This window comes from Duganella sp. AC237 (assembly GCF_979254035.1).
Genome location: NZ_CEEDEW010000003.1, coordinates 3,342,194 through 3,358,041, shown reverse-complemented (window position 1 = coordinate 3,358,041; position 15,848 = coordinate 3,342,194). Strand labels below are relative to the sequence as shown.

The following is a 15,848-nucleotide window of genomic DNA, read 5'->3' as shown; positions in this document are numbered from 1 at the left end:
TTTCTTGTTTTTTTATAGGATTTAATAATGATGTTGAAGCCAGCCCGTCTGTTGTTAGCACTGATCGCTGTCGTTGCAGCCCCGGTTTTCGCGCAAAACGCCGCGACCGTCAATGGAAAGGCTATTCCTGCCGCCAAGGTAGACCAGATGGTCAAGCAAGTGGTCGCCCAAGGCCAGCAGCCTGACAGCCCGCAACTGCGCGAAATGGTCAAGAAGGAACTGATCGGCCGCGAAGTGCTGCTGCAGGAAGCCAGCAAGCAAGGCTATGGCGCCAAGCCGGAAGTGAAGTCGGCCATCGACAACGCCGCGCAGAGCATCACCATCAACGCCATGCTGGCGGACTACGTCAAGAAGAACCCGGTCAAGGATGCTGAAATCCAGGCCGAGTACGACAAGTACAAAGCTGCCGTCGGCGACAAGGAATACCACTCGCGCCACATCCTGGTCGCGACCGAACAGGAAGCCAAGGACATCATCGCCAAGCTGAAAGCCGGCGGCAAGTTCGAAGAACTGGCCAAAGTCTCGAAGGATGGTTCGGCCAACAACGACGGCGATCTGGGCTGGATGACTCCTGCCAAGCTGGTCAAGCCTTTCGCTGACGCCATGGTCGCCCTGAAACCAGGCGCGATCACCGAAACCCCGGTCAAGACCGAATTCGGCTACCACGTCATCAAGCTGGAAGAGTCGCGCGCGACCAAGCTGCCGGCGCTGGCCGAAGTCAAGGGCCAGGTTTCCGAGGCGCTGCAACAGAAGAAGATCGCCGCTTACCGCGACGAACTGATCAAGAAAGCCAAGGTCCAGTAATACTGGCAGGCTCAAGCAGTGCGGCCCGGCCGCCTGCCCTGAAGGAACGCCCGATGAAGTTTATCGGGCGTTTTGCTTTTCAGGCCTTGGTGCGACGGCGCCATTCGAACAGGCCCATGCCAGCGAGCATGGCCACGACGAACAGCAGCGCCTTGGGTTCCAGCATGCCCACGCCGACCAGCGCCGGGCCCGGGCAGAAGCCGGCGATGCCCCAGCCGATGCCGAACAGCAGCGCTCCGATCGCCAGCGGGCGGTCGATCTGGCGTGCGGTGGGCAGGTTGATCGGCTCGCCGGTCGGCGTCAATTTGCGCCGCGCGGCCGTCGCGAAGCCGACCAAGGCCACGCCGATCGCGCCGCCCATGACGAAGATCAGGGACGGGTCCCAGGCGCCAGCCAGGTCGAGAAACCCCAGCACCTTGGCGGGATTGGCCATTCCGGACAATATCAGGCCGAGGCCGAAAATCACTCCGGCCAGTAATGCGGTGAGTATCGGCATATGGCCTCCTCTAGTTGATTAAATGGCGGACCACGTAAGTCGCGGCGAATCCCGCTGCCATGAAGGTTATAGTCGCGACCAGAGAACGTGGCGATAGCCGGGATAAACCGCAGACGCCATGGCCGCTTGTGCAGCCGGAACCGTAGCGTGTTCCCAAGCCCACGATCAGGCCTGCGGCGAGCAAAATGCCGTAACCGGCGTCGATTTGAATGGTGGGTAGTTCGGTGAATAGCCGATAGATTAAAGGCGAGAGAAGCAGCCCGGCAATAAATGCTGCGCGCCAGCTTGCATCACCTTTTTGCGGGTGGAATAAACCGCCGATTATTCCGCTGATTCCGGCTATTCTTCCATTGAATAAAATCAGCAGACTAGCTGCTGTGCCGATTAACAGGCCGCCAGCCAGCGACGCCCATGGAGTGAAGGATTGCCAGTCAATTGACATTGTGTTCCTTTTTGCGATCGAAGGATGGGTTAGTGTTGCGCTGATTTGAACTATAGCATCTGTCCTCGGTGTTGGTTTTTGGGGCAGTCGAAGGAGCTCGGCGGATTACGCTGCGCTAATCCGCCCTACGTGGTTTAGATGGGTACTTGTATCACCTGCCCATGCAAGATGTGCCAGATTTTGGTGGTTACGTGCTAGTATCTGGCTCGAATCTATCACTGGTAACTCTTGTGTGCCCATGAAACCGGATATTGGCGCTATTGCGCTCGCCCTTCAAGATGTTGCCGACCCGGCTCGTCGTGCACCCATGGCCGCTTATATGCGCGATCAGTTTGAGTTTCTGGGCATTGGAACGCCGGCGCGGCGCGCGGCGACCAAGCAGATTTACAAAGGAATGAAATCACACAGCGCGGACCAGTTTATTGCAATGGCGCGTGCGCTGTGGGATTACCCTGAGCGGGAATATCAATATGCGGCAATCGATTTACTCGCCATGCATGCCGATAAACTCGATGTCGGGCATTTACCTTCTTTGATGGGATTGGCGCAATCGAAATCCTGTTGGGATACGGTCGATGCGATTGCATCGGTGGTCGGCAAAGTTTTACGTCCCCGACACGACGGAATGGATCAGGCAATCGCGCATGAGAATATGTGGGTGCGGCGGATCGCGTTATTACACCAGTTGGGATGGGGCGATCAAACCGACCGGAATCGGCTGTTTTCCTACGCGCTTATGCGGGCGCATGAAAAAGAATTCTTTATCCAAAAAGCAATAGGATGGGCATTACGCGATTATGCGCGGCACGCGCCGCAGGCCGTGAGGGAATTCACCTCGGCGGAGAAAGGCAGACTTTCTCCGCTCAGTTATCGGGAGGCGAATAAGCATATCGCCTCCGATACATGATCGGTGTTATACGGTCGCCGCTTGTTTGCGACGACGGCGCGCAACCGCGCCAATGGTGCCGATGCCCAACAGCATCATGGCATAGGTGTCAGCTTCCGGCACCGCGGCCAGCGGCGACAGCAACAATGAACCGCAGCCGCTGGCGTTGCAACCTTCCGCCAGAATCTGATTGCGATCGTTGATCTTGTTCGCCGTCGTGATGGTCCACCCGGCCGCTGGATCGATCAGCGAGTTCAGATCGTAGGAGGTGCCATCGATCCACAGCAGCCCGCCAACCACGCCGCCGCTGCCGTCTGGGGCGAAGGCATAGCGACTGCCAACTGCCAAACCGGCGTTATTCAAGGAACTCAGGCCGACGTTGTCGCCGGCGTAGCGCGCGACACCGCCCGAGATGAAATAGCTGGGGAAAGTGCCTCCCATATTCGTGCCAACGAGCTGGTTTTTATCGTTAACGTCTGCAATGACGCTGAAATTGCCGAGCTGGGAGGAGTAATCGGTCATCACACCGTTCTGGTAGGTGAAAGCGACCAAGCCATCGGCTGTGCCAGCGGAACCGTAGACGGCCCCATTTTCGCTGATGCCGCTTACCCGGGTAACTAGTCCACCGAAATTCGCGTGGCTGATCGCGCCGTTCGAATATATCGCTGCGTCCTGGGTGTACTCGCCACTCTCCCCACTCCCGTAGTGGGTGCCGCCGACCTGGCCGGCGTTATTGATATCTACGGCTGAAAAGACGCCATTTCCAGACGGGGTCAGCATGGTCATCGTACCGCCCGAGTAGATGAAGCCTTCATCCTCATACGTACCCGCATTGCCGACAATTTGGCCGCTATCGTTGATGCCGGACAGCGTACGCACACCGGAAAGGCCGGCAAGGGTGGATGCCACGCCGTTGCTGTAAATGCCCGCTTGACCGGCATATTGGCCCGAGATGAAGCCACCGACCACCTGCCCTAGATTATTCAGATCGCTGGCGTAAAGGTCCCCCAGCGAGGTAACCGAATAGTGCGCCGGTGCCGCCGCTTGGGCAGAACAGGCAAGAACGCTCAACAGCGATGCGAGAACGCGCAGTTTCATAGAATCTCCAATGATTAACTTAGTTGGCAAAAGCGCCATTCAAAATAATAACATTGAATTTAATATAATTAACGGTTTGCTACTGCCCAACCATATTAAAACCAAAAAAAACCGGATCGCTCCGGTTTTTTTCATCGCGACCCGATCAGCCGACGAACTTGCGCGCGTTACGGAACATGCGCATCCAGGGCGAATCCTCGCCCCACGCTTCCGGATGCCAAGACTGCTGCACCGAGCGGAACACCCGTTCGGCGTGCGGCATCATCACGGTGAAGCGGCCATCGGCCGTGGTCACCGACGTCATTCCCTGCGGCGAGCCGTTCGGGTTGAACGGATAAGCCTCGGTGGCCGCGCCGCGCTGGTCGACGAAACGCATCGCCGCCACGGCTTCGGCAATGTTGCCGGTCTGGCTAAAGTCCGCGTAGCCTTCGCCGTGGGCGATGGCGATCGGCGTCTGCGTGCCCGCCATGCCGTTGAAGAAGATCGACGGCGAATCCAGCACTTCCACCATCGCGAAGCGCGCTTCGAATTTCTCCGATTTGTTGGTGGTGAACTTCGGCCACGCATGCGCGCCCGGGATGATGGACTTCAGATTGCTCATCATCTGGCAACCGTTGCAGACGCCGAGGCCAAAGCTGTCGGCGCGCGCGAAGAAGCGGGCGAACTGCTCGGACAAGGCGGCGTTGAACAGGATCGTCTTGGCCCAGCCCTCGCCGGCGCCCAGCACGTCGCCGTACGAGAAACCGCCGACGGCGATGACGCCCTGGAAGTCGTCCAGCTTGACGCGGCCGGCGATCAGATCGCTCATGTGCACGTCGACGGCGTTGAAGCCCGCCTGGTGCATCACGTACGCGGTCTCGATGTGCGAGTTGACGCCCTGCTCGCGCAGGATCGCCACGCGCGGACGCACGCCGGTCGCGATGAACGGCGCGGCGACGTTCTCGGTCAGGTCGAAGGTGATCTTCGGCGTCATGCCCGGTTCTGCTTCGTCCAGGATGCGGTCGTATTCGGCGTCGGCGCAGGCCGGATTGTCGCGCAGGCGGGCGATGCGCCAGCTGGTTTCGCTCCACAAACGGTGCAGCGCGGCGCGCGGCTGGTTGTAGATGATCTTGGCGTCGCGGGTGAATTCGATCACGCCACGGTCGTTCGGCTTGCCGATGATATGGCTGCACGCACCCAGGTTGAAGGAGCGCAGCACGTCCATGACCAGCGACTTCTCGTCGGCGCGCACCTGGATCACCGCGCCCAGCTCCTCGGAGAACAACGCGCGCAAGGTTTGCTCGTTGCGGCGCTCGGCGATCTGGCCGGTCCAGTTCTTGGCGTCGCCCTGGTCGGCGCCGTGGCCCTCTTCCAGGGTCAGGATGTCGAGGTTGATCGACAGGCCCGCGCGGCCGGCGAAGGCCATCTCGGTCAGGGTGCCATACAGGCCGCCGTCGGAGCGATCGTGGTAGGCCAGCAGCTTGCCGTCGGCGTTCAATTGCTGGATCGCTGCGAAGAAGGCCTTCAGGTCTTCCGGGCTGTCGACGTCCGGCGTCTCGTTACCCAGCTGGCCCATGACCAGCGACAGCGCGGAGGCGCCCAGGCGGTTCTTGCCGCGACCCAGATCGATCAGAATGATGGCGGTGTCGCCGGCGTCCGTCTTGATCTGTGGCGTCAGCGATTTGCGTACGTCGTACACCGGCGCGAAGGCCGAGACGATCAGCGAGACCGGCGAAGTGACGGCTTTAGAATCGCCATCGTCTTTCCACGTGGTGCGCATCGACAGCGAATCCTTGCCCACCGGGATGCTGATACCCAGCGCCGGGCACAGTTCCATGCCGACCGCCTTGACGGTGTCGAACAGCGCCGCGTCCTGGCCCGGCTGGCCGCAGGCGGCCATCCAGTTGGCCGACAGTTTGATGTCGGAGATGTCCTTGATCGGCGCGGCGGCGATGTTGGTGATCGACTCGGCGACGGCCATGCGGCCCGACGCGGCGGCGTTGATGACGGCCAGCGGCGTACGCTCGCCCATCGCCATCGCCTCGCCCAGATAACCTTTAAAGCTCATCGCCGTGACGGCGCAATCGGCCACCGGCACCTGCCACGGGCCGACCATCTGGTCGCGCACGGACATGCCGCCCACGGTGCGGTCGCCAATGGTGATCAGGAAGGATTTGTCGCCCACGGTCGGCAGCAGCAGCACGCGTTTGGCCGCTTCTTCCAGTTCGATGCCGGTCAGGTCGATGGCCGGGAAGTCGTTTTGCACGTGATGCGCGTCGCGCTGCATCTTCGGCGGTTTGCCTAGCAGGACGTCCATCGGCATGTCGACCGGCTCGTTGCCCAGCTCCGGATCGATCAGCTTCAATTGACGCTCTTCGGTGGCGGTGCCGACGACAGCGAACAGGCAGCGCTCACGCTCGCACAGCGCCTTGAACATCGGCAGGCTCTCCGGCGCGATGGCCAGCACATAGCGTTCCTGCGATTCGTTGGACCAGATTTCTTTCGGCGCCATGCCGCTTTCTTCCAGCGGGATCTTGCGCAGGTCGAAAATCGCGCCGCGCTTGGCGTCGTTGGTGATCTCCGGGAAGGCGTTCGACAAGCCGCCGGCGCCAACGTCGTGGATCGAGATGATCGGATTGTTCGCGCCCAACTGCCAGCAGCCGTTGATCACTTCCTGGGCGCGCCGTTCCATTTCCGGATTGCCGCGCTGGACCGAATCGAAGTCCAGGTCGGCCGTGTTGGTGCCGGTCGCCATCGACGACGCGGCCGAGCCGCCCATGCCGATGCGCATGCCGGGGCCGCCCAGCTGCACCAGCAGGCTGCCGACCGGGATGTCGTTCTTGTGCGTGTGCTGGCCGGAGATATTGCCAATGCCGCCGGCGATCATGATCGGCTTGTGGTAGCCGAACACGGTGTCCTGGGCGCCGGCGAACTGCTTGCCGATATTCTGTTCGTAGGTGCGGAAGTACCCACCCAGCACCGGACGGCCGAATTCATTGCTGAACGCGGCGCCGCCGAGTGGACCTTCGATCATGATCTGCAGCGCCGAGGCGATGCGGTCAGGCTTGCCGTAGGCCTTGGCGGACGCGCTGTCGCGGTAACCGCTTTGACCACTAAGCGGCGCGGTCACGTCGATATCGTTTTCCCAGGCCTGCACGGCACCAGGCAGCAGCAGGTTCGAGACCGTGAAGCCGGTCAGGCCGGCCTTCGGCTTGGCGCCGCGGCCGGTCGCGCCCTCGTCGCGGATCTCGCCGCCGGCGCCGGTGGAGGCGCCCGGGAACGGCGAAATGGCGGTCGGGTGATTGTGGGTTTCCACCTTCATCAGGGTGTGCGTCAACTCCGTCATCGGCGCGTACTGCTGCGCCTCGCCCTGCGGGAAGAAGCGCATCACTTCGGCGCCTTCCATGATCGACGAGTTGTCGCTGTAGGCGACGATGGTGCCCTTCGGCTGCAACTGGTGGGTGTTCTTGATCATGCCGAACAGCGACTTGGGCTGCGCCACGCCGTCGATGGTCCAGTCGGCGTTGAAGATCTTGTGGCGGCAATGCTCGCTGTTGGCCTGTGCGAACATCATCAGTTCGACGTCGGTCGGATTGCGGCCGGCCTTGGTGAAGGCGGCGTCCAGGTACTCGATCTCGTCGTCCGACATCGCCAGGCCCAGGTCCGTATTGGCCTTCTCCAGCGCGTTCTTGCCCATGCCGATCACATCGACCGACTCCAGCGGCTTGGCGTCCAGGCTGCGGAACAGGCCTGCCGCCTCCTCCGACGAGCGCAGCACCGATTCGGTCATGCGGTCGTGCAGCAGGGCCGCGACGGTTTGCACTTCCGCGTCCGACAGCTTCTTCGGCGCGCCGATGCTGCTGCCCAAAATGCCGGTCTTCAGGTTGATGCGGAAGGCGATGCCGCGCTCGACGCGCTTGACGTGCGTCATGCCGCAGTTGTGGACGATGTCGGTGGCCTTGGAGGCCCACGGCGAGATCGTGCCGAAACGCGGGATGACGAAGAACTCTTCGACCGCGCCTTCGGTGTTGTCGGCGTGGGCCGGCTCGCCGTAGGTCAGCAGGCCGCCAAGGCGGCTGGTGTCGTCGGCCGACAGCGGCTGGGCGGCATCGATGAAGTGGACATAGCGCGCCTGGACGGCGGCGACGGACGGCAGCGCGGCTTGCAGTTGGGTCAACAGGCGTTGGCTACGGAATGCGGACAGGGCGTTGGAGCCCGGCAGAATCAACATATTTGGAGGATGGTTGATGCAGCAAGGCTGCGGATTAAAGGGCGATGAGGCATGAGGCTAATTCTTGCAGTGTTCCTTTGCGCGCATTATACCCGTTAGCAGCTTCTCCATACAGCGCCATTTCCACCCAAAAACTGCCTCCGAAGCAACATTCAAGGCCCCTTTGCCCCAGAAAACTTCCTGTTTCCTGGCCAAACACCGGGTTTCTGTAACATTTTTACTTGCCTTGGGGTATGCTTGACCCACTATAAGCAGGGGTTTCATCATGGCGGAATATAGCGATTTGTCGGTGCTCATCGTCGACCCGAACCCGGGTATGCGCGGCAGCCTGCACAATATGCTGAACCAATCGTCGATCACCAAGATCGAATATGCGGTCAGTTCCGGCACCGCGATCCGGCAGTTGTCCAAAAAGCCATACGACATCGTGCTGTGCGAGTACGACCTGGGCAACGGCAGCGGCGAAGCCAATGGCCAGGACGGCCAGCAACTGCTCGAAGACCTGCGCCACCACAAGCTGATCGCGCAGTGGACCATCTTCATCATGCTCACCTCCGAGGGCGTCTACAGCAAGGTCATCGGCGCCGTCGAGCTGGCGCCGACCGATTACATCCTCAAGCCATTCACCGTCGATTCGCTGCTCCAGCGCATCGGCCGCGCCGTCGACCGGCGCGAGGTGTTCTGGCCGGTGTACCAGCAGCTTGCCGCCGGCAGCATCCGCAAGGCCATCACCAGTTGCAAGGAAGGCGAGGACAAGCATCCCCGCTACGCCAACGATTACGCCCGGCTGCGCGCCGAGCTGCTGGTGTCGATCGACGACCTGGTGGAGGCCGAATTCGTCTATCAAACCATCCTGATGACCCGCCCCACCGCCTGGGCCCACTTGGGCATGGCGCGCTGCCAGTTCGGCTTGCAGAAATTCGTCGAGGCGCAGCAAACGCTGGTCAACCTGCTGGAGGAGCATCCGAAGTTCATGGCCGCCTACGATCTGCTGGCGCGCACCCACGAGGCGCTGGGCCAGCAGGAGTCGGCCAAGAAGGTGCTGGAGGACGCGGTCGGCATCTCCCCCAACATGGTGCGCCGGCTGCGCCACCTGGGCGAGGTGGCGCTGGAGACGGGCGACGTCGGCGTGGCCGAGAAGGCCTTCAAGCAGGTCGTCGCCAAGGCCAAGTACTCGGAGTTCCGCGACCCCGAGGACCACGTCAAGCTGGTCAAGACGCTGGTCAAGAAGGGCGACGCCAACCAGGCCAGCGGCGTGATCCGCGACATGGAGCGCTCACTGCGCGGCAACGCCAACACCGAGGCCTGCCGCGCCATCGCCGCCGGCATGGTGCAGGAAATGACGGGCAACCTGGTGGGCGCCGCGACCGAGCTGACGACTGCGGTCAACGCCATCGAAAGCGCGCGCGGCCTGTCGACCGGGCTGAAGATCGGCCTTGTGCACAGCTGCCTGAATATTAAACTCGACCAGCAGGCGTCGAACGTCATGCTCAACCTGATGAACGATACCGACAGCGGCGTGACGATGGACGACGCCGTGCAGGTGTTTGAACAAGCCGGCCGCCACGACCTGGCAGAGGGCATGGGCGAACAGATCAAGATGCAGGTTGGCGAATTGCTGTCCGACGCGGCCGCGATGCGCGGCCAGGGCGACCTGCGCGGCGCCGTCGACACGCTCAACGCCGGCCTGCGCAAGGCGCCGGCCAACATGTCGCTGTTGCCGGCGGCGGCCTCGGCGATGTTGAAGCAGTTGGACGATCTGGGCTGGGAAGTGCCGCTGGCCGAGCAATGCGCCTGGCTGCTCGAGCGCATGCGCAAGATCGACCCGGCCCATCCGTCGCTGGAGGCGCTGCAGGCGCAGTACTATCACACCCAACGCAAGTACGGTATCGCCACCACGGCGTGACGCCGCCGGGGCGGCGCGCGCCTAGCGATAGAAAATCATCGTTCCAGGGAAGTTGGACCAATGGGTGATCAGAAACCACGAGACAAAATATAGTCCGCAGAGCACGAAAGCGGAAAATACCGCCGCATTCGGCGATTTGCCCTCGCGCAGAATCCTGATGAGCGTTCGCACTCTATCCCCCCGTTAACCAATCAAAAGCGCAGGTTACGTCCCTTGTCGCCCCGTCAACAAGCGGCGAATCGGTGGTATCGCATCGTGGTGCCCGCGGTATCGCCTGACGCGCCCGGCGACCGCCCCCTGCCTGCGTGAATGCGGCGCGACGCCGGCCTGACATCAACGCCGGTCGAGCACCTGGCGGATCTTGCGCGCCAGCGACTGGCGCGTGTACGGTTTGCCCAGCAACTCCAGGCCCGGATCGAGCCGACCGTCGTGGACGATGGCGTTTTCGGCGTAGCCGGAGGTGAACAGCACCGCCAGCCCGGGCAATTTGCTGCGGGCGCGGCGCGCCAGTTCCGGACTGCGCAGCGGCCCCGGCATGATGACGTCGGTGAACAGCAGGTCGATCGGCACGCCGCTGTCGACGATCTCCATTGCGCCGACGGCGTCGGGGGCCTCCAGCACCGTGTAACCCAGTTCGCCCAGCATCTCGACGGCGATGTCGCGCACCGCGTCGTTGTCCTCGACCACCAGCACGGTCTCGCCGCCGCCGGCCAGCGTCGGCTCGCCCTCGACCTCCCCCGCCGCCGGCGCGGCCTCGGCTGCGGCTTCCGGGCAGCGCGGCAGATACAGCCGCACCGTGGTACCGGCGCCGACCTCGCTGGCGATGCTGACATGGCCGCCCGATTGCTTGACGAAGCCGAACACCATCGACAGCCCCAGCCCGGTGCCCTTGCCCTCGGCCTTGGTGGAAAAGAAGGGATCGAAGGCCCGTTGCAGCACCTCGGGCGGCATGCCGCTGCCGGTGTCGCCGACGGCGATCATCACATACTCGCCCGCCGCCACCTCGACGTGGGCGCGGGCATAGTCGTCGTCGAGCACCGCGTTGTCGATCACGATGGTCAGCTTGCCGCTGCCGTCCATGGCGTCGCGCGCGTTGATGCACAGGTTGAGCACGGCGTTTTCCAGTTGCGCGGTGTCGACGAAGGTGAGCCACAAGCCGTCGCCGATGCGCGTTTCGATGTCGACCTGGCCGTCGAGCGTGCGGCGCAGCATGTCGTCCATCCCGGCGAGCAGGCCGTCGATCCTGGCCACCTCCGGCTCGAGGGCTTGGCGCCGGCTGAACGCCAGCAGATAGCTGGCCAGCTTGGCGCCGCGCGTGACGCCGGTCAGCGCCCGCTCGACATAGCGCAGCGCGCCGTGGCCGGCGCCCAGCACCGCCGACAGCAACTGCAGGTTGCCGGAGATGATCTGCAGCAGATTATTGAAGTCGTGGGCGACGCCGCCGGTCAGCTTGCCGATCGCCTCCATTTTCTGCGCGTGCTGCAGGGCGGCCTCGGTGCGCTTGAGCACGGCGGCGGCCGCGCGCTCGGCGGTGCTGTCGCGGCCGATGCCGAGCAGATAGTTGCCGTTGAGGGCGCTGGTCCAGACGATGTAGACGAAATGGCCGTCCTTGTGGCGCAGCTGGATCTCCAGACGCGACGAGGCGGCCGCCGCCCGTATCAACGCCACGCGCGCGGCGACCTGATCGCGCTCGGCGGGATGCACCAGCGTGATGAACGGGCGGCCCGACAGCTCGCCCTCCTTCCAGCCCAGGGTGCGCGTGAACGCCGGGTTGACGGCCGCCACCGCGTCGTCGGCATCCAGCAACAGCATCAGATCGCTCGAGAGCTGCCAGATGCGGTCGCGGTCCTGCGTCAGCGCGTTCAGCTCGTCCTCCAGCGCGACCGAGAAGCGGGCGGCCTCGCGCATGGCCTGGACTTTTTCGGTGGTTTCGATGACGGTGTCGAGCATGCCGACAATGTGGCCGTGCTCGTCGAAAACGGGGCTGTAGCAAAATGTGAAATAGGCCTGCTCGCTGGCGCCGCTGCGGTTGACCACCAGCGGATAGTCTTCGATGAAGGTCGAGCGGCCCTGCCTGGTCAGCGCCCAGATCGGGTCCAGGCTGTCCCACACCTCTTCCCACACCTGCTGGAACGAGCGCCCCAGCGCGTCCGGCTTCCGGCCCAGGATCGGGCAAAAGGCGTCGTTGTAGATCATGACCTTGTGCTCGCCCCACACCAGACAGGACGGGAAATGGGAGGCCAGTACCAGGTTGGCGGTGATGCGCAACGCCGGCGGCCAGCCTTCGATCGGCCCCAGCGGCGTGGCGCCCCAGTCGTGCGCGGCCACGCGTGCGGCCATCACGCCGCCGGGCGCGAACCCGGGCGAGCTGACGGGGCTGTCGCGCGCGTCAGTCAAGCGGTTCACCATAGCCGCCGCCGCCCGGCGTTTCGATCACGAACAGGTCGCCGGCATGCATGTCGACCTTGCCGATGTGGCCCAGCCGCTCGACGCCGCCGTCGGCGCGCAGCACGGTGTTGCGCCCGAGCGCGCCCGGTGCGCCGCCTGCCATGCCGAACGGCGCGTGGATGCGGTTGTTCGACAGGATGGCCGCCGTCATCGGCTCGAGGAAGCGCACCTTGCGCACGCCGCCGTCGCCGCCGCGCCAGCGCCCGGCGCCACCGCTGCCGTCGCGGATTTCGTAGCTGTCCAGCCGCACCGGGAAGCGGAACTCGAGGATCTCGGGATCGGTCAGGCGCGAGTTGGTCATATTGGTCTGCACCACGCTGGTGCCGTCGAAGCCCGGCCCGGCGCCGGAGCCGCCGCTGATGGTTTCGTAGTACTGGTATTTGGCGTTGCCGAAGGTGAAATTGTTCATCGTGCCTTGCGCCGCCGCCATCACGCCCAGCGCGCCGTACAAGGCGTTGGTGATGCAGGTCGAGGTCTCGACGTTGCCCGAGACGACAGACGCCGGATAATGCGGATTGAGCATGGAGCCCGGCGGGATGATCACCTTCAGCGGCTTGAGGCAGCCGGCGTTGAGCGGGATCTCGTCGTTGACCAGGGTGCGGAACACGTACAGCACCGCCGCCATGCACACCGCCGACGGCGCGTTGAAGTTGTTGTCCAGCTGGGCCGAGGTGCCGGCGAAATCGATCTCGGCGCTGCGGCTGGCCTGGTCGACCCGCACCGCCACCTGGATCTGCGCGCCGTTATCGAGCGGCAGCGTGTAGGCGCCGTCCTTGAGCGAGCCGATCACGCGGCGCACCGCCTCCTCGGCGTTGTCCTGCACGTGGCCCATGTAAGCTTGCACCACGTCCAGGCCGAAGTGCGCGACCATCTTGCGCAGCTCGTCGACGCCCTTTTGGTTGGCGGCCACCTGCGCGCGCAGGTCGGCCATGTTCTGGTCCGGATTGCGGGCCGGGTAGCGGGCGCCGGCCAGCAGGGCGCGCGTTTCGGCGTCGCGCAGGCGGCCGCCATCGGCGCCGTCGACCAATTTGAAATTATTGATCAACACGCCCTCTTCCTCGATGATCCGCGAGTCCGGCGGCATCGAGCCGGGCGTGGTGCCGCCGATGTCGGCGTGGTGGCCGCGCGAGCCGACATAGAACAGGATGTCGCGCCCCGCCTGGTCGAACACCGGCGAGATCACGGTGACGTCGGGCAGGTGGGTGCCGCCGTTGTACGGATCGTTGAGCATGAAGACGTCGCCGGCGCGCATCTTGCCCGCGTTCTCGCGCATGACCGTTTTGATGCTCTCGCCCATCGAGCCCAGGTGCACCGGCATGTGCGGCGCGTTGGCGATCAGGTTGCCGTCGGCGTCGAAGATGGCGCAGCTGAAGTCGAGCCGCTCCTTGATGTTGACCGAGTACGCGGTGTTCTGCAGCCGCAGCCCCATCTGCTCGGCGATCGACATGAACAGGTTGTTGAAGATCTCCAGCATCACCGGATCGGCGCTGGTGCCGATGGCGCGCCGTTCCGGCAGCGCCGCCACGCGCCGCAGCACCAGGTGGTCGTGCGGCGAGACCTCGGCCTGCCAGCCCGGCTCGACGATGGTGGTGGCGTTGGCCTCGGCGATGATGGCCGGGCCGTTGACGATGTCGCCGATGCGGGTGGCCGAACGCTGGTACAGGCTGGTCTGGCGCCAGCGCCCGCCCGAGTACATCGGCACGATGGCGTCCGGCGCCAGGCCGGCGGCGCGGCGCGGCGCCGCTTCGACATGCTCGGCCGGCGCGTCCGACTTGCCGACCGCCTCCACCGACACCGCCTCGACGATCAGCGCCTTGGCCTCCATCAGGAAAGAATAGCGCTTGCGGTAGGCCGCTTCGAACTGGGCCTGCATGCTGTCGTTGGTATCGAACAGCACGATCAGCGCCGAATCGGTGCCTTCGTAGCGCAGGTGCGCGCGGCGGATCAGGGCGATGCGCTCGTCGGCCACGCCCTGGCGGTGCAGCTCGGCGCGGGCCTGCTCGCCCAGCGCGTCCAGGCGCGCGGCCAGCCCGGGTTGCGATTGCTCCGTCAGGCGCGCCTCGACGGCCGCCTCGCGCATCGCGGTCTGGTCGGCCAGGCCCATGCCGTAGGCCGACATCACGCCGGCCAGCGAATGGACGAACACCGTCTTCATGCCCAGCGCGTCGGCCACCAGGCAGGCGTGCTGCCCGCCGGCGCCGCCAAAGCTGGTGAGCGTGTAGTCGGTCACGTCGTGGCCGCGCTGCACCGAGATCTGCTTGATGGCGTTGGCCATGTTGCCGACGGCGATCTCGATAAAGCCCTCGGCCACCTGCTCGGCGCTCGTCTCCAGGCCGGTGGTGGCGGTGATCTGCGCCGCCAGTTCGCCGAAACCGGCGCGCACCGTGTCGGCGTCGAGCGCCTGGCGGCCGTCGGCGCCGAACAGCTGCGGAAAATGCTGCGGCTGGATTTTGCCGAGCATGACGTTGCAGTCGGTGACCGCCAGCGGCCCGCCGCGCCGGTAGCTGGCCGGGCCGGGCTTGGCGCCGGCGCTGTCCGGGCCGACGCGGTAGCGGCTGCCGTCGAAATGCAGGATCGAGCCGCCGCCGGCGGCCACCGTGTGGATGCTCATCATCGGCGCGCGCATGCGCACGCCGGCCACCTGGGTGTCGAACACGCGCTCGAACTCGCCCGAGTAATGCGACACGTCGGTCGAGGTGCCGCCCATGTCGAAGCCGATCACCTTGTCGAAACCGGCCAGCTGGCTGGCGCGCACCATGCCGACGATGCCGCCGGCCGGGCCGCTGAGGATGCTGTCCTTGCCCTGGAAGGCGCGCGCGTCGGTCAGGCCGCCGCTCGACTGCATGAACTGCAGGTTCACGCCCGGCATCTCGCCGGCCACCTGGTCGACGTAACGGCGCAGGATGGGCGACAGATAGGCGTCGACAACGGTGGTGTCGCCGCGCGCGACCAGCTTCATCATCGGGCTCGCCTCGTGCGACACCGACACCTGCGTAAAACCGATCGCGCGCGCCGCCTCGGCCACCTGGTGTTCGTGCTCGTGGTAACGGTAGCCGTGCATGAACACCACCGCCAGCGAGCGCAGGCCCTGGTCGTAGGCCGCTTGCAGGCCGGCGCGGGCGGCGTCGAGGTCGAGCGCGGTGACGATGTCGCCATGGGCGCCGACGCGCTCGTCGATCTCGATCACGTGTTGATACAGCAGTTCCGGCAGCACGATGTGGCGGTCGAACAGGCGCGGACGGTTCTGGTAGGCGATGCGCAGCGCGTCGCGGAAGCCGCGCGTGACGGCCAGCGCGGTCGGCTCGCCCTTGCGCTCGAGCAGCGCGTTGGTGGCCACCGTGGTGCCCATCTTGACGGCGCCGATCTGCGCCACGGGGATAGGCTTGCCTTTTGCAATGTCCATCATCTGGCGGATGCCGGCAATGGCGGCGTCGGCGTAGTGTTCCGGATTCTCGGACAACAACTTCAACGTGCGCAGGCGGCCATCGGGCGGACGCGCCACGATGTCGGTGAACGTGCCGCCGCGGTCGATCCAGAATTGCCAATCCATGCATGCCT

The 15,848-nt window shown here is 64.3% G+C and carries 9 protein-coding genes; 3 read left to right on the top strand and 6 right to left on the bottom strand.

The window, feature by feature from the left end:
* The first annotated feature begins 27 nt into the window (after positions 1–27).
* Complete coding sequence (locus AC0IYS_RS15095; RefSeq protein ID WP_471705907.1) at positions 28–804, top strand: peptidylprolyl isomerase; 777 nt, start codon at positions 28–30, stop codon at positions 802–804.
* 79 nt (positions 805–883) lie between these two features.
* On the opposite strand, the gene AC0IYS_RS15090 is transcribed toward AC0IYS_RS15095, so the two are convergent.
* Both AC0IYS_RS15090 and AC0IYS_RS15085 read right to left on the bottom strand, forming a co-directional pair.
* A complete protein-coding gene (locus AC0IYS_RS15090) occupies positions 884–1,300 on the bottom strand; it encodes a DUF6691 family protein (RefSeq protein ID WP_471705906.1) in 417 nt (138 codons plus the stop codon).
* A gap of 10 nt (positions 1,301–1,310) precedes the next feature.
* Complete coding sequence (locus AC0IYS_RS15085) at positions 1,311–1,742, bottom strand: YeeE/YedE family protein (protein ID WP_471705905.1); 432 nt, start codon at positions 1,740–1,742, stop codon at positions 1,311–1,313.
* A gap of 238 nt (positions 1,743–1,980) precedes the next feature.
* On the opposite strand from AC0IYS_RS15085, the gene AC0IYS_RS15080 reads away from it, so the two are divergent.
* Complete coding sequence (locus tag AC0IYS_RS15080) at positions 1,981–2,649, top strand: DNA alkylation repair protein (protein ID WP_471705904.1); 669 nt, start codon at positions 1,981–1,983, stop codon at positions 2,647–2,649.
* Positions 2,650–2,655: 6 nt separating this feature from the next.
* Here the strand turns inward: AC0IYS_RS15080 and AC0IYS_RS15075 are convergent, their stop codons facing one another.
* Together AC0IYS_RS15075 and purL are read right to left on the bottom strand one after the other, a co-directional pair.
* Positions 2,656–3,726: a PEP-CTERM sorting domain-containing protein gene (locus AC0IYS_RS15075; protein WP_471705903.1), complete on the bottom strand. Its 1,071-nt coding sequence runs from the start codon at positions 3,724–3,726 to the stop codon at positions 2,656–2,658.
* Between the two features lie 145 nt (positions 3,727–3,871).
* A complete protein-coding gene (purL, locus tag AC0IYS_RS15070) occupies positions 3,872–7,936 on the bottom strand; it encodes a phosphoribosylformylglycinamidine synthase (RefSeq protein ID WP_471705902.1) in 4,065 nt (1,354 codons plus the stop codon).
* A 265-nt stretch (positions 7,937–8,201) separates the two neighbouring features.
* Between purL and AC0IYS_RS15065 the strand changes: the two genes are divergently transcribed.
* Positions 8,202–9,842: a response regulator gene (locus AC0IYS_RS15065; RefSeq protein WP_471705901.1), complete on the top strand. Its 1,641-nt coding sequence runs from the start codon at positions 8,202–8,204 to the stop codon at positions 9,840–9,842.
* 333 nt (positions 9,843–10,175) lie between these two features.
* Here the strand turns inward: AC0IYS_RS15065 and AC0IYS_RS15060 are convergent, their stop codons facing one another.
* Both AC0IYS_RS15060 and AC0IYS_RS15055 read right to left on the bottom strand, forming a co-directional pair.
* On the bottom strand, positions 10,176–12,248 hold the full coding sequence (locus tag AC0IYS_RS15060; protein ID WP_471705900.1) for a hybrid sensor histidine kinase/response regulator: 2,073 nt from the start codon (positions 12,246–12,248) through the stop codon (positions 10,176–10,178).
* A complete protein-coding gene (locus AC0IYS_RS15055) occupies positions 12,232–15,840 on the bottom strand; it encodes a hydantoinase B/oxoprolinase family protein (RefSeq protein WP_471705899.1) in 3,609 nt (1,202 codons plus the stop codon). Before AC0IYS_RS15055 ends, AC0IYS_RS15060 begins: the two co-directional genes overlap by 17 nt.
* Positions 15,841–15,848: the final 8 nt, after the last annotated feature.